Here is a 24,560-nt window from a genome sequence, read left to right on the forward strand (position 1 = left end):
CAAAAAGCCCCACCTAACAAATTAGGGTGGGGCTTCTTCGTGCTACTTTTTTCTAGTTATATCAACTGACAAGTCGCTACCTCCAAGTCTTTCACGTTCTGCAAGAACGCTTTAGGGTCAATGCGGTAACGGCGGGAGAACAACTCCACGGCCAAACGTTCTCCCGGTTCGGTTAAAACCAACTCCAGCTTCTTCTGGCCGGGGCTGTTGATGGCGGCTTCCTCCAGCCTATCAATGAGCATAGCGTTGATGTTGCGGATGTCGATATCCATGCGCACGCCTTTGGCCATTTTCTCAGCCACGTCGCTCAGTAACTGCATGGAAAGCGGCTTCAATTCCCACTGGTCTTCAGATTTGTACCGGAGTGTCACTTTGGCCCGGATGAACAAATACATGCCTTCTTTCACGTACGGCGAGAACTTCACGAAATCCTCTCCAAACAAAGCTAGCCCCATGGTGTTGTCATAGTCTTCTAAAGAGAAGAGCAGGAACGGGTTGCCATTCTTGCCCGTGCGCATGACCACGTTGCTGATGATACCGGCCACGTTCACGTCACGCCCTTTAAACTCCTCAATCCTATCAAGGCTGCACGTGCAGTAGGAGTCAATCTCCAGCTTGAACTGGTCTAGCGGGTGGCCAGAGAGGTAGAAACCGATTACTTCTTTCTCGCGGCGTAGCATCTCGGTCAAAGTCCAGGGCTGTACGTCCGGTACTTTGGGCAACGGCATGTCTACGGCACCGCCACCGCCAAACAATGATTGCTGAGCGGCGTTCTTCTCCGCCTGGAACTGGTTCCCGAAGCGAACGGCCTTTTCAATCAGATTGATGCTTTCGCCTTCGGGTGTCTCTAAATATTGGGCGCGGTGGTAGCGTTCAAACGAGTCAAAGGCTCCGGCCTGGGCAAGGCTTTCAAAGGTCTTCTTGTTCACGGCGCGCAGGTTAACGCGTTTCGCGAAGTCAAAGATATCAGTATAGTTGCCGTTCTTTTCGCGCTCTTCAATAATGGCTTCCACGGCGGCCTCGCCGGTTCCTTTCACAGCCCCCATCCCGAAACGGATTTGCCCCTGCTGGTTCACGTTGAACTGGTGGATGGATTCGTTCACGTCTGGCCCTAATACCTGAATTTGCTGCTTGCGCGCTTCCTCAATAAAGAACGTCACCTTCTTGATGTCGTTCATGTTGTGAGTGAGCACGGCGGCCATGTACTCGGCTGGGTAATGCGCCTTGAGGTAACCGGTCTGGTAGGCCACTACGGAGTAAGCCGCGGAGTGCGAGCGGTTGAAGCCGTACTGCGCGAATTTCTCCATCACGTCAAACACCTCAGAAGCATGCTTGGCCGGAATGTTATGAATCTCCTTGGCACCGGCCACGAATTTCTCGCGCTCCAAGGCCATTTTCTTCATGTCCTTCTTACCCATCGCGCGGCGCAGCAAGTCGGCGCCACCCAGGGAGTAGCCCGCCAGTACCTGCGCCGTCTGCATAATCTGCTCCTGATACACCATGATACCGTAGGTGTTTTTCAGGAGCGGCTCCAACAGGATGTGCGGGTATTCCACTTCTTCCTTGCCCTGCTTCCGGTTAATGAAGTTCGGGATGAACTGCATCGGGCCCGGACGGTACAAGGCGTTCATGGCAATCAGGTCTTCAATGTTGGTGGGCTTCAGGTCTTTGAGGTACATGCGCATGCCCTCAGACTCAAACTGGAACGTCCCGATGGTGTCGCCGCGCTGGTAGAGGGCGTACGTCTTTTCATCGTCCAGTGGAATGTTGTCGATGTCAATCTCTACGCCGTGATTCCGCTTGATAAGCGCCATGGCATCTTTCAGAATGGATAGGGTTTTGAGGCCCAAGAAGTCCATCTTCAACATGCCCGCACTTTCAATCACCTTTCCGTCAAATTGCGTCACTAGCAGGTCAGAGTCTTTGGAGGTAGACACCGGAATGTAGTTGGTGATGTCATCTGGCGCGATGATCACACCCGCCGCGTGAATACCAGTGTTCCGAACCGAGCCTTCCAGCTTTTCAGCTAGTTTTAGGGTTCTGGCCTTTAAATCATTTCCGTCTCTAATAGCGGCTAGTTCCGGCGATTCAATGAAAGCTTTGGCCAGCGTGGTGCCCGGGGCTTCCGGAACCATTTTGGCCAGTTCGTTCGCCTCGGATAAAGGTAAATCCAGCACGCGGGCCACGTCTTTGATAGATGATTTGGCGGCCATGGTACCGAAGGTGATGATCTGGGCCACCTGCGTTTTGCCGTACTTGTCTACCACGTAGTCAATTACGCGCTGGCGGTTCACGTCATCAAAGTCAATATCAATATCGGGCATGGATACCCGCTCAGGATTCAGGAAACGCTCAAACAGAAGCGAATATTTAATCGGGTCAATGTTGGTAATTCCCACGCAGTAGGCCACGGCAGAACCTGCTGCCGAACCACGGCCCGGCCCCACGGCCACCCCCATGCTGCGGCCTTTGTTGATGAAATCCTGGGTGATGAGGAAGTACCCGGCAAAGCCCATGGTTTCAATAATGCCCAACTCATAGTTCAGGCGTTCCTCTACCTCGGGGGTGATCTCAATATAGCGTTTCTTGGCACCTTCAAAGGTTAAGTGGCGTAAAAACAAGTCGGCGGTAGGGTGCTCCGGAGGAAGCGGGAAGTTAGGCAACAGGATATCGCGCTGCAGTTTAGGCGGCGTGATCTTGTCTACGATCTCGTTGGTGTTATCCACGGCAAACGGCACATCAGAGAACAACTGGTTCATCTCTGCCTGGTTCTTGAAGTAGAACTGGTCGTTGGGGAACCCGAAACGGTCTTGCGGACGTGGTTTCTGCTGCTCTTCCTCAATGCGGTAGAGCATGCGGCGCACGTTCTCGTCGTGCCCGTAGGTGTTCCGAATGTTGTTTAACGTATCATAAATCACCTCGCCGCTACCCGACATCATCCGGAAGTACTGCGTCTGGAAATCGCCCACAGGCACAGTTTCCTGCTCACCGGTATTCACGCATAGCAGAATGTCGTGTGCGTTCCAGTCAGACTGCTCCACATAGTGGGAGTCATTAGTACAGATGACCTTCACGTTGTATTTGATGGCAAATCTGAGAAGCACCTGATTTACGTCTTCCTGGCTCAAGCCGGTGCCATCAATGTTCATGAGGCCGTGCCGCTGAATCTCGATGTAGTAATCTTCGCCAAATAAATCCAGCCACCACTTGAGCAGTTTCTCCGCTTCTTCCTCGCCTTTCCAGAGAATGGCTTGCGGCAGCTCGGCACCAATACAGCAGGAAGTAGCGATGAGGCCTTTGGAGTACTTCATCAAAAGCTCCTTGTCAATGCGGGGCCACTTGCTGTAAAGACCGTCAATGTAAGAGTAGGAGCAGAGCTTGGCCAGGTTCTGATAACCTTCCTGGTCTTTGGCCAGAAGCAACTGGTGGTGGCGCACGTCTTTCTGCTCCTTGGAGAAAGTTTTCTGGTGCCGGTCGGCCACTAAATAAAACTCGCAGCCCACAATGGGTTTCACGTTGTACTTGTTGGCCTCGGCCACAAAGTTAAACGCCCCAAACATGTTGCCGTGGTCGGTCATGGCAATGGCTTTCATGCCATCGGCGGAAGCCTTTTTCATGAGCGCGCCAATGCTGGCAGCCCCGTCTAGCAAGGAGTACTGGGTGTGGGTATGGAGGTGGGAAAAATCTGGCACGGCGTAAAGAGTCTAGAGTTCTGAGTCTTGGGTCCTGCGTTGAAAAAGGACCCGAAACGGACTACGAAGATACGGGTTTTTGCCCGGATTTTGGCCAGGAAAAATGTGGTTTGTAGAAGGGTTTTGGGCTTGTTTTCTGAACATCAGGCCGAAAACAGATTTGCGGGTTCTTTGGCTTAGGAGCTACTTTTTGGGAGCGCCTTCTTACGCCGAGTTGGGTAATGGCCTTGGGTTTCAGCACCTACGCTGTACCTTTGTGCTTTCTTATACTAAGTCTGTTATGAGTTTACCCTTAAATACCTCTTTGGGCCGTTTCCGGCTGATTGCCATTTTGGAAGGAATCTCTTACCTAGTGTTGTTACTGATTGCCATGCCCCTGAAATACATGGCCGGCATCCCTGAACCAGTGAAATACGTGGGTTGGGCGCATGGCGTACTCTTTGTGCTTTTCATAGGCTTGCTCTTGCAGGTGTGGGTGCAGTACCGCTGGTCTTTCCTGAAAGTAGTGCTGGCTTTCATCGCCTCACTTATCCCGTTCGGGACGTTTATTCTGGACAAGAAAATAGCCCACGATCAACCGCAAGCCAAATAATTCTGTTTCGGGCCTGTTTTCTCATAAACAGGCCCGAAATGTTTTATATGGGTTCGTCACTTATACATTTTCGCCTAGACGTAGATTGCGGCGATAACCATTCAATCTTGGAGAAATAAGTAGCAGGACAAAATAAACTATCTATTTTGTCATCCTGAAAGGATCTCGGTGGCGAACGGCAAAGGCGTTTATTTATAGCTTTTCTAGTTCGCCACCGAGATCCTTTCAGGATGACAAAGAGAGAAGAAGATATTGTTATTGCTGTCCAATTACTTACACGAGCAAGGCCAAGGGTTTTTGGACAATTTTTGAGAAAACAGCCTCTAAACCTAAGATGCTGAATATGGCCACAAAGAAGAAAACTGAACATTAGAGTGGGTACTGCACGTACACATTTTCGGCCTAAAAGGGCTGTGAACCAATGGCAGATACTCTTTCCTCCAATAATACCGATAAACCATCGCGCTTGGGCGACATGTTCCGGGCCCTGAAATACCGCAACTACCGCCTGTTTTTCATGGGGCAAAGCGTTTCCCTCATTGGTACCTGGATGCAGCAGGTGGCTATGAGCTGGTTGGTGTACCGCCTCACCGATTCGGTTTTCCTGCTGGGGATGGTCAGTTTTGCGAACCAGATTCCGTCCTTTCTGCTGGCCCCCTATGCCGGGGTAATTTCTGACCGATACAACCGTCACCGAGTGCTCCTGATTACACAGTTCCTGTTTTTGGTGGAAGCCAGTACCCTGGCCACGCTGGTGCTCACAGATACTATCTCTATCACCTACATCATGGCGCTGGGAGTCTTTGCCGGTATTGTGAATGCCTTTGACATGAGTGCCCGGCAATCTTTTGTGGTGCAATTGGTTGAGAAACGGGAAGATATGAGCAATGCCATCGCCCTGAACTCCTCTATGTTCAACATGGCCCGTTTGGTGGGCCCCTCTGTAGCGGGTGGAATTATTGCCGCGGTAGGCGAGGGAATGTGCTTCCTGATTAACGCCATCAGCTACCTGGCCGTGTTGGCTTCCCTGCTCTTCATGCGTTTACCGAAAATGGAGCGAAAGATTCAGAATGCCCAGGTGCTGAAATCCTTGGGCGAAGGGTTCCGGTACGCCTTCGGGTTTGCGCCCATCCGTGATATCCTGATTCTGATAGCTACCCTCAGCCTCTTCGGGATGCCGTTTACCGTGCTTATGCCCGCCATTGCCCGTGACGTGCTGCACGGCGATGCCAGTACCCTGGGCTTGCTCATGGGTGCCTCTGGCGTGGGCGCTTTGCTGGGCGCGCTATACCTGGCCTCCCGTAAGACAGTGTTGGGACTGGCCAGAGTCATTGTATGGGCCTCGGTTTTGTTTGGCGTGGGACTGATGGCATTCGCTATTTCTACCAACATGCTGCTGGCCATGGTCAGTATTTTTGTGGTGGGCCTGGGCATGATTTTGCGCATGGCTTCCAGCAACACACTGCTCCAGACCATTGTAGACGATGACAAACGCGGCCGCGTGATGAGCTTTTACTCCATGGCTTTCATGGGAATGGCCCCTATTGGAAGCCTCTTGGCCGGTTGGCTCGCCGAACGCATAGGCGTCGCTTACACCCTGCTGGGCTGCGGCATCATCTGCCTGCTGAGCATTGTGCCATTTATCCTGAGTCTGCCCCGGTCCCGGCAATTAGTCCGGCCCATATACCAACGTTTAGGCATTCTGCCCGAAATAGCTAACGGTCTGCAAACCGCTTCCCAAATGACTTCTCCGCCGGAAGGAGGGAAGATGTGATTATGGGTTGGTTTTCGGAAAGTTAGGTTGAAAAGCGTGAAAGCCATTTTGCTTTATTCTCCTATGGCGCGGAAGTTACTTCCGTGGCTTTTGCTCATAAGGCACGGAAGTAACTTCCGCGCCATAGAAAAGAGGGTGTTTAGAGGCAATTGGCACAGACACTACTTGCAGGTATTCGAGACGCTACGAGGTCTTTTGAGCAAACGGTATAGCGTAAATAACAAAACTCCCCTCCTAATTTAGGAGGGGTGCCCAAAGGGCTGGGTGGTTATAAACAGAGAGAGCCGACTCAAAAGTCGGCTCTCTCTGTTTGAAAGAAGATGAAAGCTTATTGCTTTGGTTTGATAACCAAGTTTTCGCCGATGCTCACGTTGTGATCTGCTTTGTTGTTCCATTCCATAATCTGCTGGATGGTGACGCCGTACTTGCGGGAAATGGCATACATGGATTCGCCAGCGGAAACTTTGTGGGTAACGGTTTCAGTGGAAGCAGGCGCAGCAGTAGTGGTTTCAGGCTGAGTAGTTGCCGTTGGAGCAGATACAATCAGTGTCTGTCCGATGGCGATAGAGCCGGTGCCCAGTTCGTTCCAGGTCTGCAGGTCTTGCACCGAAACGCCGTACTTGCGGGAGATAGCATATAAGGTCTCACCAGCCATAACGGTGTGCTCCGTGGCCGAAGTAGCTGCTGTTGCTACCGCAGGCGCCGTTTTGACCGGAGACGTGGTAGAAGCAGGGGCGGTAGTGTTGACGGTAAGGTTGGAGTTCGCGGAAGTTGTTCCGGTTAAAGTGAGTTCTTTGCCCAAAGGCAGCGGCGCACCAACCTCCAAGTTATTCCAAGCCAACAGGTCTGTCATGGCGATGCCATATTTTCTGGTAATGGAGTACAACGTCTCACCTTTTTCTACCACGTGTTTGCCAGAAGCCGGGATGGGCATGGTAGCCGTAGTGGCCGGAGCTTTTATAGTGCCAGTTACTGGTTCATCGGGAGCTTTGCGCTCTAACACTGGAGCTGGTTTTGCAGCGATGGCCGGGTTCTTTGCTGGGTACGTAGTGGTGGCTTCGCCCTGAGGCGTTTTGCGCACGTATGGTGCCGCCGCAGAGTCTTCTACTTCCACGCTAATAGAGCCTTGTTTAGGGGTAGCAGGCGTTTTTACCGGAGTAGACACTGGTTTCTGAGCCAAGACCTCTGTAGCTACCGGAGCCGCTTCTTCCTCCAACGGTCTGATTTCTACCTCAATGTTGGCAGGTCTGGTTTCCTGCAACCACACTACCCTGCCTGGTTGCAGGCTCTCGGTTTTGGTCATGCGGTTTTTAGACAAGAGTTTGTTCAGTTTAACCGCATACTTCTGGGAGATGGCGTGCATGGTTTCGCCCCGTTGAGCTACGTGGTACTCGGTGTCTTTAGCTTTGTTGAGCTTGCCTTGGAAGTAATAGGTCTGACCGGGTACAATTACATCATTGGCTTGCATGTCGTTCACGCGCAGGAACTTGCTGGTAGAGATATTTCCCTTCAGGGCCAGCATATCCTTGGTGTCGCCGGCTTGCGCTACCACCGAGGCAGGCATGTACGTGTTGTTCAGCTTCGCCTTAAGGGTCTGGAAGAAACCTTTGATTCTGCCTATGCTATCCTGAGACCTAACTGCGGTAGTTCTGGTTCTGGTAGCGGAACTGGTTTGGTTTCTAACCGGTCCGGCACTGGCCAGCACCGGACGTGATGCTCCGGAAACGTACGGTACCATTACGGTGTATTCCTTGTCAGAAGGCACGGTAGAGGCCATGAGCCATTTGTTGTAGCGCTCCACTTCGGCCGCATCGGCCTGGGCCGCCATCGCGATTTCTGTTAAGGTTTGGCCCGGCGTGGCTTTTACAGGCTGCAAAGTAATGGTAGGGTTGGGGTTTTTCCCGATGGCGTTTTCATAGGCTACTTTGTGCGCCAGAAACGTGAGAAGGTACTTGTTTGTCTGGCTAGTTACCTCCATTTTCTTCGCCCCAATGTCTGACGTTTTGGTCAGGGCTTTGGTGCCGTTCAGGCCTTGGTAATACGAAAGCAGGGTGTTGAACCAGTTTTTATAATAGGCGTTGCTGCGCAGCATGTATCTGGCGGCCCCACGGCTGGACTCAATAATGTGCTTGCGCTCATCTACCTGCGAGTTCACTTTCACGCCCAGTTCGGTGGCCGATGCTTCTTTGAACTGCCAGAAACCCACGGCATTAGACGATGACACGGCATCAGACACCAGGCCACTTTCCTGCAATACCAGGTATTTGAAATCTGTAGGTACGCCTTCCTGTTTCAGCGTCTGCTCCACAAACGGGAAATAGGCATCTGCTAATTCTACCTTTTTCTGGAAATAGCCGGGGTGCTTGAGGAGCGCATCTACCAGTTTCTGGATGTCGGTTTGGGCGTCTTCCCGTATCTGGAGGTGGATGTCTGCGAAGTAAATATTGTTGGGAACTACGGGGCTCTGGGCTTGCGCTACCAAGCACAACAGGCTGAGTAACAGGAGCGATAAAGATTTCTTCATCTGTTTATCGGGGAAATTGGTAAAAGAATAGTAGAAACGCTATGCTCTTGTAAAACTGGAATTACATATAGCTAAGTTGCTATGATGTAAAGGGTTGTAGCAATAGGTTTTGCTACAAAGTAGGTGATTTTGAGGGGCTAAAGGAAGTAGAGGGGCGGTAAAATTTATCCACCCGCTTTTCCACGGGCTTGTCCACAAGTTGTGGATTACTTTTTACGGGCCACCAGAATGCCGTCTCTAATGGGCAGCAGCAGGTTTTCTACCCGGGGGTCTTCGTGCACCTTTCGGTTGAAGTCTAGCACCAGCTCAGTGTCTTTGTCCAGCTTGGGCCTGAATTTTTCTACTACCTTGCCGCTCCAGAGCACATTATCCGTCAAGATGAACCCGCCGGGCCGCACATGGTCTATGACCATGTCATAGTAAAGCCCGTTGCTTTTCTTGTCGGCGTCAATGAACACCAGGTCCCATTGCTCTTGGAGTGTAGGAATCACCTCGGCCGCCTGCCCAATGTGCAGTTGAATCTTCTGCTCCAAGCCAGCCTCTACAATGTAACCGCGTACCATGTCTTCCAACTCATCATTCACGTCAATGGTGTGCAGCACGCCATCTTCTGCCAACCCTTCGGCCAAGCAAAGCGCTGAATAACCCGTGTACGTGCCAACCTCCAAAATTCGGCGCGGCCGAAGCATCTGCGAAAACATAGCCAACGTGCGCCCCTGCAAGTGCCCCGAAAGCATGCGCGGCTTCATCACGTTCAGGTGCGTCTCGCGGTTAAGCCGGTGCAGCAGCGGCGTCTCCGGCGACGTATGCGCCTCGGCGTAGGCATTCAGGTCTGGGTCCAGGAAGTCCATCTGTTTAGATTTGGTGATGTGGAAATTTGAAGATGTGGAAATGATTCTTGGGCAAAGGTAATGCAGCGGAGTTTAGGAGGATGGTTTTGGGTCTGTTTTTAGGGAATACGCTTGAAAACGCCACCCATCTTAATCCATAAAAATGGGCTGAATCAAACACTAAAAAACATGGTTCAAGTTTTCAACTTGGACCTAAAATGTCGGAAGCTTGCAACTTCCGTGAGGCGAAAGCCTCAAACTAGCTTTGCTGATTCAGATAGGCTTTCTATAGCTCCTATGGCGCGGAAGTTACTTCCGCGACTTTCTTGCAAGGCACGGAAGTAACTTCCGCGCCATAGAAAAATCCTCCCATTGAAACGACAGGTTTTCCCTTCTTTTTCTGCCTATTTTCCTAAAATGACCGCTAAAACAAAGCCTTTCTAAAACCGCTTAATCAGACAACCCGTGGCGCGTTGCTCCGCATTCGCTATTGACCTTCCGGCTAACAAGGCATCTAACGCTCCGGCTAAGTGGCGTTGTTTCACGTAGTTCTCCGCTTGCGGATTATCGTCTATGGCGCCTTTGTAGCGGAGGTAGAAACCGTCAGATGAGTTCTGGAGCACGAAAACCTCGGGGGCTTTGGTAGCGCCGAATCGTTTGCTGAGTTGCTGGCCATCGTCTACCAGGTACGGGAATTTTGCCAGGCTGGGGCGGTCGGGCTGGGCTTTGTCGGTTTGGCTGCCTTCTTCCAGGCCTATGTTGGTGTTCACGTACACAAACTGAACGCCTTTGCCGGTATACGTCTGGGAAAGAGTAAGGAGGCGGTTCTCGTACAGCTTGGCGTAGGGGCAACTCACACTGGTGAAAACGACCACTAGCACGGGCGCATCCTGGAAGCTAGATAGCTCCACGGCTTGGTTCTGGGCATTTTTGAGGGTGAAGTTGTCTACTTTGGCGCCAATGCGGTAACCACCGGTCTGGGCAAAAGCGACACTTGTTAAAAACAGCGTCAGCAAGAATGTAAAAGATTGTTTCATATAGAGGAATTCTAAAAATCGGTTTTGGGAAAAGGTAAAGTATTGGCTTATAAGTGAGCTGGTTTTTCTACCAGGGGGGCCAACACGTACGTCAATACAAAATCTGGGTGTACTTCATACTGAACGGTATAGTTTTGCTGGAAAGTATCTGTCACCACTCGCCCCGCAAACGCACCGGCTGGTTGCCTGTCAAAATTATCCAGAAGTAGATGCTCCTTGAAATCCAGCTTTTTATTTCGGTACACTTTATAAAGCGTTTCTTTGGCGCTCCAGTAGAGGTGTATTTTCTTCGTATCAGCCGCGGCGGCGGTAAGTTCTTTTTCGTTCAGAAACCTCGGTGCCAACCGGGGAGCCTTATTTCCAAGCATTTCAATATCTATGCCAACTTGGTGCGAGCACGAGACGATGGCCCCCACCCACGGGCCTGAGTGCGTGAGTGACACCTGCCACGCAGCATCAGAACAAACCGGTCCGCCCGTTTCCTGGGTCTGCAAATACATTTCTGGGGCCAAAAGCTTTTCTAACAAGGTGTACGCCAGTACCCGTGCTGCCAGCCATTCTTTGGTCCGGCTTTCTGCTTTGAACACCGGAATCTCATGGCCGGATCGTTGCAAAAGCAGTTGTTCGCGCAAAGCCTCCGCAGATTCATCTACCCGCCAAAGGCCTAGCAGCGAAGTAGCGGAAATGGAGTTGATTTGGTGAAGCGGCATAGAAGCGAACGGGCGGAAACGGTTTTTGGGTGGTTTTTGGTAAATTTAGCCAAAAATAGCTTCCGTCCTTTTTCCCGTAGACCATGGCCAGCCCGTTTCAGGTTCAGAAAATCACCACGCTCACCGGTCACCGCGACTGCGTTTACACGCTGGAACGAGCCCCTGTGCCGCAGAAATTCTTTTCGGCCGGGGCCGATGGCCTGGTAGTGCAGTGGGACTTAACCCAGCCCGAAAACGGCGAACTGGTGGCGCGGGTGAGTTCCAGCGTGTACGCGCTCAAGTACGTGCCAGAACGCAACTGGCTATTGATTGGGCACAACCACAACAGTTTGGAGGTGCTGGACCTAACCGCGAAAGCCATCGTGAAAACTATTCCCTTGCCGCCCGCCGCCATCTTTGATATTCAGTATTCCTGGGAAACGCAGCAAGCCTATCTCGCTTTGGGCGATGGTTCTCTGGTAGTGGTAGACCTGGAAAAGCTGGAGGTGCAGAAGGCGGTTCGGTTCTCCGAGAAAAGCGTGCGCAGCGTGGCCTTGCATCCGCAGAAAGCAGAGCTGGCATTGGGTTTGAGCGATTACCGCATTTTAATTCTAAACCGAGAGACGCTGCAAGTAAAGCAGACGTTAGGAGGGCATACCGGCTCGGTGTTCACGGTGGCCTACACGCCAGATGGGGATTACCTGTTGAGCGGCAGCCGTGATGCCCATTTGCGCGTATGGGAAGCAGAAAACCAGTACCGGGAGCACACCAGCATCATCGCGCATTTGTTCACGCTTAACCACATCGCCTTCAGCTCCAACGGGCGGCTTTTTGCCACCTGTAGTATGGACAAAAGTGTGAAAGTGTGGGATGCGCAAACGTTTAAATTATTGAAAGTGATTGACAAAGCCCGGCACGCGGGGCACGGCACCTCGGTCAACAAATTGTTTTGGTCGGCTCATTGGAATCAGTTAGTTTCGTGTAGTGATGACCGTAGCATTGCGGTTTGGGCATTAACCTTGAAGGAAATATGAAGATTACACCGTTAGAAATCAGACAGAAAACGTTTGAAAAAGCGTTTAGGGGCTTGGACAAAGAAGAAGTGCAGGCGTTTCTGCTCACGCTTTCCCAGCAATGGGAAAAACTGCAGGACGAAAACAAAGACCTGCGCCTGAAGTTGGAAGTGGCCGGCCGAGAAGTCCAGAAACTACGGGAAGTGGAATCTTCGCTCTACAAAACCCTCAAGACCGCCGAGGACACCAGCACCAGCATTGTAGACCAAGCCACCAAAGCCGCCGACCTACAGATCAGGGAAGCCCAGCTCAAAGCCGACCAGGTGTTGGAGGCCGCCCGCCAGAAAGCCCGCAGCGTGCTGGAAAGCGCCTACATGCAGGCAGACAAAACCGTAGCCGAGATGCATGCCGAGGTGAAGAACCTGGAGCAGGATTACCTGCGCCTGGAAGATTACCTGGAGAACATGGTGCGCGACCTGCAGAACCTGGCCTCAGACGCCTTAGACAAGGTGGAGAAAACCAGGGCAAAACCTAAAGCCTCTCTTGCCAGTATCTTACAAAGAGCCGCCCAAATCAAAGCGCAGCGGCCCGATGACGAAAAAGATACCACTATGAACGCATTCACCTCAGCACCTATAGCCCCGGCCACCAAACCGGCCCACATACCTGCCGCTGTTCTCACAGACCAGCCCCAAGCCGGTGGATATGAAATTGGCGGTGGCGGAAGCCGCGAGTCTATTCCGGCCACGCCAGGTACTATTCCGCCGGTACATACACCAAGTCCGGCCCCAGACGTGCACCCGCGCACGCCAGAGATAGTGCCCCCGCATATTCCAACGCCATCTATTGACCCTCCGCACAGAGAGGAGCCTAAACCAGATATTCCGCCAGCGCCCAGCCCAACTCCGGTAGAGGAACCAGAGCCAGAGCGCGAGCAACCGGTGCCTACCACGCCAGAAGTGCAACCTCCTATGACCACCCAGGCCAAACCGGCCCCGGCGGTAGCAGTAGGCGGCGGTTCTTTCTTTGACGAAATCTAGTTCCTGCGTTTATGGGGCAGATTGCGTTGGAAGGCATGGAGTTCTTCGCCTTTCACGGGTTTTATGACGAGGAGCAGAAAATAGGCAATAAATACGGCGTAGACCTCTACATCCAAACCGATTTACACGCCGCCGCCGCCTCAGACAACCTGGACCAGACCGTGAACTATGAAGTCTTGTACAAACTGGTGCTACACGAGATGAGCCTTCCCGCCCGTCTATTGGAGCATTTGGGCCATCGCATCATGGAAGCGGTAATGCAGGAATTCCCGTTTGTGCAGCAAGTGAAAGTCTGTGTCTCCAAATTCAACCCGCCTTTGGGCGGAATTTGCCACAAGGCCAAGGTCACATTAGAGAAGGACAAAGCTTGAAATTGAAACGATGCTTTTGGCCTGTTTTTAAGAAATCAGTTTAAAAGCGGAGTTTATAACATAAGAAAAGCCCCACCTGTGAAAAACGGGTGGGGCTTTTTTGTGCACAATTACATGTTAGTGTTTTGTAGGGGCAATCCCTTGTGGTTGCCCTTCGGCGTTCGCTGATGGATGCTTTCTGCTACCGTAGGACAGGTCGCGACCTGTCCGTACATGTTCTGAGAAATAGCGTGTGGAATGGAAAAGGGCAACCATAAGGGATTGCCCCTACAAAAAATGACAAACTATATCGTCACATCTCCTCATCTCTAAATTTCCACATCTCCAAATCTTCAAATTTCCATATCACCTCATCAGCCTAATCCTCCCGGCCCCACCGGCCGCGGGCATTTCCTTTATCTCTTCTTTTTTCCAGTTCTTTCTCCAGCTCCTTCTGCCAGTCTTTATCACGGTTTCTATCTTTATCTCGGTCCTTTTTGTCCTTCCGTTTGAAGAGGTCTTTCAGCTTGCGGCCGCCTTTTTTGAATAATTCTTCAATGCCGTTCTCATGCACTTCTACCATGGGTGCCTCCACGTAGGGTGGTTGGTAGGGAGGGCAATTAAGGTAGCTTTGCAGGTGGGAAGGCAGCGGAGAGAAGTGGCTGGAGCCAAACCGGCGGTACGCACGGTCTGCGCTGAGGCGCTGGAAGAAGGTGCCCCAGATGGGAAGCGCGGTGTGGGAGCCGCCACCCTGGTCCAAATCTCGGAAACGGATGCGGCGGTCTTCGCCTCCTACCCAGGCCCCCGCTACCAAGTCGGGCGTGAACCCGATGAACCAGCCATCGGCTTGGGATTGGGTAGTGCCGGTTTTGCCCGCAATGTCCATTTTTAGGCGATAATCACTACGCAGGCGGCGCCCAGTGCCCTCATTGACCACGCTCTCCAGCATGGGGCGCAGCAGAGCCGTGGTTTGGTTGGACAGCACTTGTTTGCCTTGGCCGTTGGGGTTGGATTGATCGAAGAGGATGGTGCCTTGCCGGTCGGTGATGCGCAGGAGATAGCGGGGCTTTACTTGGTAGCCGCCGTTCGCCAAAGAGGCGTAAGCTGCCACCATTTCCAGCAAGCTGGCATCGGCGGTGCCGAGGGCTAAGGAAGGCGTGGCGGGAAGTTCACCGGTTATGCCTAGGTTATGCGCCGTCTGCACCACATTGGGAAGCCCCGCCTGCAAGGCCACATTCACCGACACCGTGTTGATGGACTGCGAGAGTGCCCCCAGCATAGAATAGGCCCCGCCATATTGGTCATTGGCATTGCGGGGCGACCAGTTCTCGTATTCAGGGAAGACGCGCCGCTCGTTGGGGAAATAGGTGCAAGGAGTGATTCCTCTTTCCATAGCGGTGGCGTATACGATGGGCTTAAACGTGGAACCTACCTGACGGCGGGAGCGCACGTGGTCGTACTGGAAATAATTGTGACTGATGCCGCCCACCCAAGCCCGTACAAAACCACTATTGGGTTCCATGGCTATAAAACCGGCGTTCAGGTAGCGCAGGTAATGTCTTAAGGAATCCATGGGACTGATGGTACGGGTCACTTCGCCCCGCCAGCGGAATACCTTCATTTTACGAGGGGTATTGAAGATTTTATCAATTTCCTCGTCAGAGAGACCGGCGGCTTTGTGGCGTCTGTAACGGAGCGACCTGAGTTTGGCGGCTTGCACCACATCGGGCTGTCCCGCCCACGGCGATTTGTTGCCCCAGTGTTTGTCAAACTCTACCTGTAACGTTTTCATGCGTTGCCGAAGGGCCAGTTCGGCGTGCCGCTGCATTTTACTGTCAATGGAGGTGTAAATCTTGAGGCCGTCATTGTAGAGGTTATAAGGGTCTCCGTCCTCGTTTTTCTGGAGGGCGGCCCATTGGCCCAGTTCTTCGCGCAGATGCTCACGGAAGTAAGGGGCCAGTCCGCTGTGGTGAGAGTACGGGTTGTAGCGGAGTTTGAGAGGGCGCTTTTGCAGGGAATCTTTCTGCGCGGACGTGAGGTAGCCGTATTTCGCCATTTGGGCCAAGACCACATTTCGGCGCAGCAGAGACCGTTCTGGGTAAAGTTTAGGGTGGTAAGAGGTGGTCCCTTTCAGCAAGCCAATGAGCACGGCGGCTTCCTCGGTCTTGAGAGAATCTGCGGAGGTGCTGAAGAAACGCCGCGCCGCCGATTCTATGCCGTACACGTTTCCGCCCATGGGTACGGTGTTCAGGTACAGCGCCAAAATCTCTTCTTTGGTATAAATGGCCTCAAAACGGCGGGCCAGAATTACTTCGCGCAGCTTGTTCACGGGCATTGACAGAAAGCCCAGGTTCTTGCGCGGAAACAGGTTTTTAGCCAACTGCTGGCTGAGCGTACTGCCCCCGCCGGAGCTCTCATTTTGTAGTAACAGGCTTTTAACGAACACACGAGCCAGGCTTCGGTAATCTACACCGTCGTGCTCATAGAAACGGACATCTTCGGTGGCTACCAAGGCTTTGATAGCTGGTTCTGCAATCTGGTCATAGGCTACGTTGGTGCGGTCCTGGATGAAATAACGGCCAATCAAGACGCTGTCGGCGGTGTAGACCTCAGAAGGCATGTTGTTCTGCACCGACTTTAGTTGCCGCTTGGTGGGCAGCCAGCCAAACAACCCGAAATACACGGCCAGATAGAACACGAAAAGCACCAGCAACACCGCTGCTACTCCTTTGCCCAGCACGCGCAGCCAGCCTTTTCCGTCTAAGGACCGCCAGTAGCCCATGGTTAGTTTGTGCCCGTGCCTGGACAGCCACCGTTTGCGCCGGGTATTCAGCCAATCAGAGAAACTGCCGAAGTATGAGTTAAAAAAGGGCATGCGTTAGGAACGTCTAAACCGAGGCAAAAGCTATGATTACCCCAATGATACTACAAAGGTTGCGCCATTTATGGCACGTTTCCGCCAAATTAGCCGTAAAACGGAGGCGGTGGCTGTCTTCTTGCGCCCGCCGGACTCATTGAACTCTAACGAAAAGACGCAAATGGCGGAAGCGAAAAAGATAAAGTTAAGTGTTTTAGACCAATCGCCGGTACGGGAGGGCGGAACGGCGGAACAAGCCTTGAAAGAAACGCTGGAACTGGCCAAACTAGCCGACAAGTTGGGCTACACCCGCTTCTGGGTTTCTGAGCACCATAACTCGTTGGGGCTGGCGGGGCCTTCGCCCGAGGTCCTGATTCCGCATTTGGCAGCGCATACCCAGCACCTGCGTATTGGCTCGGGCGGCGTCATGCTGCCCCATTACAGTGCGTTGAAAGTGGCCGAGAATTTCCGGATGCTGGAAGCCTTGTACCCCAACCGCATTGACCTGGGCATTGGCCGCGCCCCCGGCACCGACCGCAAGACCGCCGCTTTGCTCAACCCCTACAATCAGTTCAATGAGCAGGATTTCGTAGACCAACTCATCAACCTGGACCGCTACCTGCAAGACGGCCTGAACGGTTCAGAAGCCGCAGAGGTGAAGGTAACGCCCCGTTCTTCCACTACCCCTGAGCGGTGGCTGTTGAGTTCCAGCGGCCAGAGCGGTGTGTTTGCGGCCCACTTCGGGATGGGGTTTTCCTTCGCGCATTTCATCAACCCCAACGGTGGCCCCGAGATGATGAAGTCCTACCAACAGCGGTTCACCCCTTCAGCCTTGTTGAAAGAACCCGCCGGGAACTTCGGCATCTTTGTCATTTGCGCCGATACCGAGGAACGCGCCAAAGAACTGCAACTCTCCATGGACATGCTCATGCTGCACATCCGGCAGGGCAAGGCGGGCGGCGTGCCTTCTCTGGAAAAAGCCAAAGCCTTTTATGCTGACTTAGAGCCTGATGAACTGGGCCAAGTGCAATATAACCGTCAGCGCATGGTGGTAGGCACGTCTTCCCAAGTGAAAGCAAAACTGGACGCCTTGGCCGAAGCCTATAACGTGGATGAGATTGTGGTAGTGACGATTACCTATGATTTCAAGGATAGGCTGCGGAGCTACGAGTTACTGGCGGAGGCGTATGGGTTGGAACCACGGGGGTAGGTGCTAGTTGTCAGTTATTAATTTTCAGTTGTTAGGCAGATGCAATTTTACCGTGCTTCGGGCACCCCTCCTAAATTAGGAGGGGAGTTTTTGCCTGCAGCCTCTATACTGTTCGCTCAAAAGACCTCGTAGTGTCTGGAAGACCTGCGAGGGTCTGTGTCTATGGCCTGCACTCATCGCCAATCTGGAGATTGGCTGTCCCGTGGTGCGTAGAGCGCTGGCGCTAACTCTACGCACAGCACGAGTTGTTTCTGGGCTGTTTAACTAAAATTAGCCTGAGAACACTGGCGGAAGCAAGACTTAGCATTACTTCTTTCCATCGCTGGCGCGAGCATCCGGCTCGTGTCCGTACGCATTCCTGATCTTCTCTTTCAATTGAATAAGTAGTGGTAATTTTTAAATGCGTGCGGACACGAGCGGGACGCTCGCGCCAGCGGGAAGTCAGCGGAAGCAAAGCTTATATTATTCTTTCACCAGTTCCTGTAGCCGGATGGCATTAACGGGGGCGTAGCCATGCATGTCGTTGTCAAAGTAAACGTACACGTCTTTCCCTTCTTGGGCCCATGTGCGGCAATGGGTGGCCCATTCTTGCAAAACAGCTTCTGAGTAGCTGCCGTCGTATTTTCCTTCAGGGCCGTGCAGGCGCACGTACACAAAATCAGCTGTAACTTCCAGCGGAGAGAGGTGTCCGGCCAGGTCATAGATGCAGAAGGCATGGTTGTGGGCGCTAAGCAGTTCATACACCAGTGGGTGATACCAACTCTGGTCCCGGAACTCAAAGGTGTAGCGGTGGTACGGGGGCAAGACCCTTAGGAAATCCTGGAAGCGCTCCAGGTTCAGGCGCCAGGCGGGCGGTAACTGGAACAGAATAGGCCCCAGTTTCTCTTCCAGTGCCTGCGCGTTGCCCAAAATTTGTGCCAGTCCCTGCTGCGGGTCTTTCAGCTTCTTCATATGCGTAATGTAGCGGCTGGCTTTCACAGAAAACAGAAAGTCTTCGGGCACGCTGGCGCGCCAAGCGGCAAAGGTCTCAGGAGTGGGGAGGCGGTAAAAGGAGTTGTTGATTTCTACCGTTCTGAAGAAGCGTAAATAGTGCTCGGTAAACTGCTTGGACGTAACGCCGGGCGGGTAGAAGTTTCCCTTCCAGTGGTTATAGTGCCACCCCGAGGTGCCGATGTAAATGCTTCCTTTTTCCTGCATAGCCCTCCTTATACGCAGAGGCTGTGACAGGTTCAGAGGCGAAGTAGGTTTGCTGGTCTTTTGCGGAAAAGAGGGGTAAAACGGAATGAGCTCAATTGTTGAGAAAACGGTAGAAAATCCATCCGCCAACGGCGTACAAACTTGCATCCCATACATCACCGGTATAGCGCGGCAGAAACAGGGGGAAGACCAGCTCAAAAGCCAGCGAGACATAGAGAACTACAAACTCCACGTGGTACACTGTGAACCGAACCTGCTCCCCGAAGAGGAACCGCATCAGAAACAAGGTAACAGTAAGAATCAGCGGCAGGCAGAGCAAATCATCCAGGTAGAACCGCATCCAGTGGGGGCGGGGTACATCTAACCAAGCCAGGCAGCGGTGGCCCGCATACACGGCGGCCAGAAGCCAGAACAAAGGCGAGAAGGTGCGCCAGTTTAGCCGGCCAGCAGCGCGATAAGCCATAGAATGAAAGAGATAATGCCCACAAAGGCCAACTGAAAGCCCAAGCCTATGCTTTTCCAGAATTTTGTAAAGACAGAATCTGTAGGATTGATTTGGATGAGGTCTACGGTAAAGCGCTTTTTTTCCTCTTCTTTCCGTTCGTGTTGGGCTTGTTGCCGGTCATAGGCTGCGGGGTCTAGCAAGCGCTGGCAGTGTTCGCAGCGGTCTGTAGGGGCGTGGCTCCAGACCGACCATTGTCCGCAGTGAGGGCATTTCTTGCTTCCTTTCATGGGCTTGTAAAATGAGGTCAACGCCTAAAGGTACTACGGGAAAATAACGTTCTTCCGGTTTTAGGCTACTTTTGCCAGTTTAAAGTAAAAACGAGTGGCCCTTCCGCAGGCTATTCTTTTTATCTTTGCCTAAACCCCAATCTGCCGTGTACAAAAAAATCATCCGTCCGTTACTTTTCCAGTTAGACCCCGAAAAGGTGCACCATCTTACCACCTCTGCCTTGAAAACCGGGTATCAGCTGCCTTTTGCCAAGTCGCTTAGCCGGGGCATGTTTCAGGTTACTGACAAACGGCTGGAAAGAAACGTCTTCGGACTTACGTTTCCGAACCCGGTGGGCTTGGCGGCCGGGTTTGACAAAGATGCCCGCATGATAGATGAGTTCTCTGAACTGGGCTTCGGGTTTATTGAAATCGGGACGCTCACGCCCAAGCCGCAGGCCGGTAATCCCAAACCGCGTCTGTTTCGTCTGCCGCAAGACGGGGCCATCATCAACCGCATGGGCTTCAACAATGAGGGCGTAGAGAAAGCGGTAGAGCGGTTACGCAGTCGGAAGAGCAGCGTGATCGTGGGCGGCAACATCGGGAAAAACAAAGTCACGCCTAATGAACAGGCCCTCCAAGATTACCTGTACTGCTTTGACGCCTTGTATGACGTGGTAGATTATTTTGTGGTGAACGTAAGCTCACCCAATACGCCAGACCTGCGCGCGTTACAGGAAAAGGAGCCGCTGCGGGATTTGTTGAGCAATCTGCAGAACCGCAACCAGGGCAAACGTAAGCCCAAACCGCTGTTGCTGAAGATTGCCCCAGACCTGAACCAGTCCCAGTTAGATGACATTGTGGAGATTGCTTCCCAAACCCAGTTATCTGGCGTGATCGGGACCAACACCACCATCAGCCGAGCCGGTTTGCAAACATCGGGAACCAGAATCACAGAAATTGGGGCCGGTGGCTTAAGCGGGAAGCCTTTGACCAATGCTTCTACGGAGGTCATCAGGTACCTGCGGAAGCAGTTGCCCCAGGAGATCAGGATTGTGGGCGTGGGCGGTATTATGACTCCCGAAGACGCGGTGGAGAAACTTTCGGCCGGGGCCGATTTAATCCAATTATACACGGGCTTTATTTACGAGGGTCCGGCTCTGATTAAACAGATTAATCAGCGGTTACTTAGATAAATACTATATTCTGAAAACCATATACAGGTAAATTGTTCAAGGCTAATTGAGCGGAATAGTGTAGATTTGAACTTTGGAGACAGCATGGCAACGAACACATATAAACGGGAAGTAGGGACGGCTCCGCGGCCTAAAAATGCCCCCAGGGTTCAGCAGAATGAACCTAGGGGAAAGGTAGACGCACGTGCTTCTAAAGAAGCGAAAGAGGCGAAACCCAAAAGAACGCTTCCCAAACCGCAGTTATCCTTCAACTTTCTCAAAGACCGGCGACTACAGTTGTTCATTGGGTTTTTCTTCCTGTTGTCCTCGCTGTACCTGACCATTGCCTTTGTGTCTTTCCTGTTCACGGGCACCGCTGACCAAAGCATTGTGGAGTCGGTGACCGCCGAAGATGTGAAGGCGGCCGGGCTAGAATCTGAGAACTGGCTGGGTTTGTTTGGTGCCTGGATTTCTGACTATTTCATTAACCGCTGGTTTGGGGTAGCCTCGTTCTTCTTCGTGCCCGTGGTGTTCTACATCGGCTATAAAATCGTTTTCCGGCGCACGTCTATTACGCTTTCCTCGGTAGTGACCCTTTGCCTGTTTGGGTTGCTGTGGGGTTGCATGACCGCCGGTTACCTGGTGCTCCTGAACCAATCAGCTGATACGTTCGGCTTCATGAGCGGCGGTATTGGCTATGAAACTGCGCTATGGCTGCAAAGCTTGCTAGGCTGGGGAACCGGTCTTCTGCTTGGTTTCGCGCTGATTGCCTTTGTCATGTTCTTCTTCAACATTACTACCCTGGGCAGACCAAGATTCCCGAAGATGGTGGCTTCCACTCCTGCCGCGGCTCCTGCGGTAGAGAAACCTGAAACCGGCGTTTACGCTTCGCCATCGGCGGGCATGAACCACCTCACTAATCCCAGCGGTATGTTTGAGCCTGAAGAGGAACCAGCGTTTCCGGCCCCGTTTCTGGTAAAGCAAACGGAACCAGAAGAAGAGGAATTGGAAGACGAGTTGGAGGACGATGACCTGCCGGAAGAAGAATACTTTGAAGAGGAGGACTACGACCAGGACGAGGAAGACGAAGTAGAGGAGCCGCAAGCGGAAGTGTTCCCCGTGGCTGAACTGCCTATCACCCCAAGAGCAACCGTTCCGGTGACTTCCGTGCCACTGGCGCTGGAAGTTGAGGATGAGGTGCTGTTAGAGGAACCCGAAGAAGAAGTAGAACTGGATATTGCCAACTTAGCGGCCGAAGACGAAGCGGATGTAGCTGTCAGCGAAAACTACGATCCTACCTTAGACCTGCCGCGCTACCAATATCCTTCCATAGAGCTGCTCACCGACTACGGCGTGGCCAAAGTGCAGGTAACCAAGGAAGAACTGGAAGCGAACAAAGACCGCATTGTAGAGACGCTCGGGAACTACAACATCGGCATCGCCAGTATCAAAGCGACCATTGGACCAACCGTGACGCTGTATGAAATCGTGCCCGAGGCCGGGGTGCGTATCTCTAAAATCAAGAGTCTGGAAGACGATATCGCGCTAAGTTTGGCCGCCTTGGGTATCCGGATTATTGCCCCTATTCCGGGCAAGGGAACCATTGGTATTGAGGTGCCGAACAAGAAAAAGGAGATGGTGCCCATCAAGTCTATCCTGAGCACCGAAAAGTTCATGAAGAGCGAGATGGAACTGCCTATCGCCTTCGGAAAAACCATCACCAACGAAGTCTTTATCACCGATTTGGCCAAAATGCCCCACTTACTCATGGCGGGTGCCACGGGTCAGGGTAAGTCCGTTGGTCTGAACGCCATCCTGACCTCATTGCTGTACAAGCGCCATCCTTCGCAACTGAAATTTGTGCTGGTTGACCCTAAAAAGGTGGAATTGTCTTTGTTCAACAAGATTGAGCGCCACTTCCTGGCTAAGTTACCGGACACCGATGAGGCTATCATCACTGATACCAAGAAGGTTGTAAACACGCTGAATTCGCTCTGTATGGAGATGGACCAGCGCTATGATTTACTCAAAGATGCGGGCTGCCGGAACCTGAAGGAATACAACCTCAAGTTTGTGGAACGCCGCCTCAATCCGAAGAAAGGCCACAAGTTCATGCCGTACATTGTTCTGGTGATTGACGAGTTGGCTGACTTGATGATGACCGCCGGTAAAGAGGTGGAAACCCCAATCGCGCGTCTGGCGCAGCTGGCCCGGGCCATTGGGATTCACCTAGTAGTGGCTACGCAGCGTCCATCAGTGAACGTGATTACCGGTATTATCAAAGCCAACTTCCCGGCCCGTATTTCCTTTAAAGTAACGTCTAAGATAGATTCCCGTACCATTCTGGACACCGGCGGCGCCGACCAGTTGATTGGGCAGGGTGATATGCTGTTCTCGTTGGGTTCAGATCTAATTCGGGTGCAATGTGCCTTCGTAGACACGCCTGAGGTGGACCGCATCTGTGATTTCATTGGCGAACAGCAAGGCTATTCAGATGCCTACTTGCTCCCTGAGTTCCTGGGTGACGAAAGCGGCAATGAGAAAGCTGAGTTCGACCCGAGCAACAAAGACGCCATGTTTGAAGAGGCCGCCCGTATTGTGGTTACGCACCAACAGGGAAGTACTTCGTTGTTGCAACGTCGTTTGAAGCTGGGCTATAACCGTGCCGGTCGTTTGATTGACCAGTTGGAAGCCGCCGGCGTAGTGGGACCGTTTGAAGGAAGCAAAGCCCGTGAAGTTTTAATTCCGGATGAATACAGTTTGGAACAGTTATTGAATAGTATGCAACCGTAAGCATTTATGGTGCATTAATTTCAACTTAGATAAAAAACATGAAACGATACTTTTCACTTCTGTTCGCGCTGTTCGCCTTGGTTAAACTTATCCACGCTCAGAACGTGCAGAAAGATCCGCAGGCCGAAAAGATTCTGGATGCCATGAGCAAGAAGTACCAAGCCATGAACGCGTTCAAGGTAGGCTTCACCCAAACCGTGGAGAGCCCATCGGCCAAGGCGAAGGAATCCATCTCCGGTGATATCACGGTGTCTGGCAACAAATACCGCTTGGCCGTGGCCGGGCAGGAAATCATCAACAACGGCGCCACCGTTTGGACCATCATGAAGAAAGAGAATGAGGTCACCATCTCTGACAATGACCCAGATGAGCAGGAAATGACGCCCAACCAAATCTACAACCTCTACAAAAAAGGTTACCGCTACGTATATGCCGGGGAGGAAAAAGAAGGAGGCGAGGCGGTGCACGTGATTGACCTCACCCCAAATGAGCGGGATAACCAGATTTTCAAGGTACGCTTGCACATCAGCAAAAAGGACAACTCCCTTAAATCCTGGAAGATGTTCCGTAAAAACGGCAACCGCTACACTTATAAAATCAACAAGTTTACTCCCAACCCACCCGTAACGGCCACTACTTTTGCCTTTGATAAAACTAAATACAAAGGCCTGAAAGTGGTAGACTTACGATAGTATCATGTATCAAGATGTTGGAAAGGCTCCTGCTGAAAAGCGGGAGTCTTTTTGTTTTGGTACTGTTTTCTGGAAAATGGATTGAATTGGCCTAGGCACTCGTATGTCTGATTCATTTTAAATGATGATTGCCATTGTTCTTGTAGCGAACATCATTGAAGTTTTCACCCCACGGAAGTTGCAAACTTCCGGTCATGGTAGGTCCAAGTCACAGACTTGAACCATGTTTCCCCGCCATCATTTATCAATATTGCTACTTTCCCTTATTCCAGTCTTTCCCGAGCGCGCCTCGCTTTTGGCCCTGGAAAGGATTTAGCTAAGCGCAAAGGACAATGCAGGGCCGAAAGGGCAGTGCGGGAGGGGAAGACGGGGCCTCGCGGCCGT

The 24,560-nt window shown here is 52.2% G+C and carries 18 protein-coding genes; 9 read left to right on the plus strand and 9 right to left on the minus strand.

Annotation, left to right across the window (positions count from 1 at the left end; all coding sequences use genetic code 11):
* Positions 1 to 56 precede the first annotated feature (56 nt).
* Positions 57 to 3,692 (minus strand): DNA polymerase III subunit alpha, encoded by a 3,636-nt coding sequence (gene dnaE, locus ACY0JR_RS19225; RefSeq protein WP_462635789.1) that lies wholly within the window; start codon positions 3,690 to 3,692, stop codon positions 57 to 59.
* 280 nt (positions 3,693 to 3,972) lie between these two features.
* Between dnaE and ACY0JR_RS19230 the strand changes: the two genes are divergently transcribed.
* Positions 3,973 to 4,284 carry a DUF3817 domain-containing protein gene (locus ACY0JR_RS19230; RefSeq protein ID WP_462635790.1) on the plus strand — a complete coding sequence of 104 codons (312 nt, stop codon included), beginning with the start codon at positions 3,973 to 3,975 and terminating at the stop codon, positions 4,282 to 4,284.
* Between the two features lie 421 nt (positions 4,285 to 4,705).
* Positions 4,706 to 6,058 carry an MFS transporter gene (locus tag ACY0JR_RS19235; protein ID WP_462635791.1) on the plus strand — a complete coding sequence of 451 codons (1,353 nt, stop codon included), beginning with the start codon at positions 4,706 to 4,708 and terminating at the stop codon, positions 6,056 to 6,058.
* Between the two features lie 328 nt (positions 6,059 to 6,386).
* Here the strand turns inward: ACY0JR_RS19235 and ACY0JR_RS19240 are convergent, their stop codons facing one another.
* The 4 genes from ACY0JR_RS19240 to ACY0JR_RS19255 form a co-directional block, all read right to left on the minus strand.
* A complete protein-coding gene (locus ACY0JR_RS19240; protein WP_462635792.1) occupies positions 6,387 to 8,582 on the minus strand; it encodes a LysM peptidoglycan-binding domain-containing protein in 2,196 nt (731 codons plus the stop codon).
* A gap of 206 nt (positions 8,583 to 8,788) precedes the next feature.
* Positions 8,789 to 9,433, minus strand: a complete 645-nt coding sequence (locus ACY0JR_RS19245) for an O-methyltransferase (protein WP_462635793.1) — start codon at positions 9,431 to 9,433, stop codon at positions 8,789 to 8,791.
* 419 nt (positions 9,434 to 9,852) lie between these two features.
* Positions 9,853 to 10,449, minus strand: a complete 597-nt coding sequence (locus ACY0JR_RS19250) for a redoxin domain-containing protein (protein WP_462635794.1) — start codon at positions 10,447 to 10,449, stop codon at positions 9,853 to 9,855.
* Between the two features lie 47 nt (positions 10,450 to 10,496).
* On the minus strand, positions 10,497 to 11,159 hold the full coding sequence (locus ACY0JR_RS19255; RefSeq protein WP_462635795.1) for a 4'-phosphopantetheinyl transferase superfamily protein: 663 nt from the start codon (positions 11,157 to 11,159) through the stop codon (positions 10,497 to 10,499).
* 83 nt (positions 11,160 to 11,242) lie between these two features.
* Here ACY0JR_RS19255 and ACY0JR_RS19260 point away from each other — a divergent pair, with 83 nt between their 5' ends.
* The 3 genes from ACY0JR_RS19260 to folB are packed head-to-tail and all read left to right on the plus strand — an operon-like array spanning position 11,243 to position 13,562.
* Complete coding sequence (locus ACY0JR_RS19260; protein WP_462635796.1) at positions 11,243 to 12,172, plus strand: WD40 repeat domain-containing protein; 930 nt, start codon at positions 11,243 to 11,245, stop codon at positions 12,170 to 12,172.
* A complete protein-coding gene (locus tag ACY0JR_RS19265) occupies positions 12,169 to 13,191 on the plus strand; it encodes a DivIVA domain-containing protein (protein ID WP_462635797.1) in 1,023 nt (340 codons plus the stop codon). The genes ACY0JR_RS19260 and ACY0JR_RS19265 overlap by 4 nt, the downstream gene beginning before the upstream one ends.
* An 11-nt stretch (positions 13,192 to 13,202) precedes the next feature.
* The gene (gene folB / locus ACY0JR_RS19270; protein ID WP_462635798.1) at positions 13,203 to 13,562 is read left to right on the plus strand and encodes a dihydroneopterin aldolase; all 360 of its coding nucleotides are present in this window, start codon (positions 13,203 to 13,205) and stop codon (positions 13,560 to 13,562) included.
* A gap of 358 nt (positions 13,563 to 13,920) precedes the next feature.
* On the opposite strand, the gene ACY0JR_RS19275 is transcribed toward folB, so the two are convergent.
* The gene (locus ACY0JR_RS19275; protein ID WP_462635799.1) at positions 13,921 to 16,416 is read right to left on the minus strand and encodes a penicillin-binding protein 1A; all 2,496 of its coding nucleotides are present in this window, start codon (positions 16,414 to 16,416) and stop codon (positions 13,921 to 13,923) included.
* A 70-nt stretch (positions 16,417 to 16,486) separates the two neighbouring features.
* Between ACY0JR_RS19275 and ACY0JR_RS19280 the strand changes: the two genes are divergently transcribed.
* Positions 16,487 to 17,608, plus strand: coding sequence for an LLM class flavin-dependent oxidoreductase (locus ACY0JR_RS19280; RefSeq protein WP_462635800.1), 1,122 nt, complete (start codon positions 16,487 to 16,489; stop codon positions 17,606 to 17,608).
* A gap of 462 nt (positions 17,609 to 18,070) precedes the next feature.
* Here the strand turns inward: ACY0JR_RS19280 and ACY0JR_RS19285 are convergent, their stop codons facing one another.
* From ACY0JR_RS19285 to ACY0JR_RS19295, 3 genes are all read right to left on the minus strand, one after another.
* Positions 18,071 to 18,805, minus strand: a complete 735-nt coding sequence (locus ACY0JR_RS19285) for a DUF72 domain-containing protein (RefSeq protein ID WP_462635801.1) — start codon at positions 18,803 to 18,805, stop codon at positions 18,071 to 18,073.
* A gap of 91 nt (positions 18,806 to 18,896) precedes the next feature.
* Positions 18,897 to 19,268, minus strand: a complete 372-nt coding sequence (locus tag ACY0JR_RS19290; RefSeq protein ID WP_462635802.1) for a hypothetical protein — start codon at positions 19,266 to 19,268, stop codon at positions 18,897 to 18,899.
* Entirely contained in the window at positions 19,241 to 19,537 is a 297-nt protein-coding gene (locus tag ACY0JR_RS19295; RefSeq protein WP_462635803.1) for a hypothetical protein, read from the minus strand. Before ACY0JR_RS19295 ends, ACY0JR_RS19290 begins: the two co-directional genes overlap by 28 nt.
* Positions 19,538 to 19,683: 146 nt before the next feature.
* On the opposite strand from ACY0JR_RS19295, the gene ACY0JR_RS19300 reads away from it, so the two are divergent.
* The 3 genes from ACY0JR_RS19300 to lolA1 all read left to right on the plus strand — a co-directional run bounded on the left by ACY0JR_RS19300 (position 19,684) and on the right by lolA1 (position 24,176).
* Complete coding sequence (locus ACY0JR_RS19300; protein WP_462635804.1) at positions 19,684 to 20,712, plus strand: quinone-dependent dihydroorotate dehydrogenase; 1,029 nt, start codon at positions 19,684 to 19,686, stop codon at positions 20,710 to 20,712.
* An 84-nt stretch (positions 20,713 to 20,796) separates the two neighbouring features.
* A complete protein-coding gene (locus ACY0JR_RS19305; protein ID WP_462635805.1) occupies positions 20,797 to 23,484 on the plus strand; it encodes an FtsK/SpoIIIE family DNA translocase in 2,688 nt (895 codons plus the stop codon).
* A gap of 38 nt (positions 23,485 to 23,522) precedes the next feature.
* The gene (gene lolA1, locus ACY0JR_RS19310) at positions 23,523 to 24,176 is read left to right on the plus strand and encodes an outer membrane lipoprotein periplasmic chaperone LolA1 (RefSeq protein ID WP_462635806.1); all 654 of its coding nucleotides are present in this window, start codon (positions 23,523 to 23,525) and stop codon (positions 24,174 to 24,176) included.
* The last annotated feature ends 384 nt before the right edge of the window (positions 24,177 to 24,560 follow it).

Source organism: Rufibacter sp. JT3400010, from assembly GCF_054956755.1.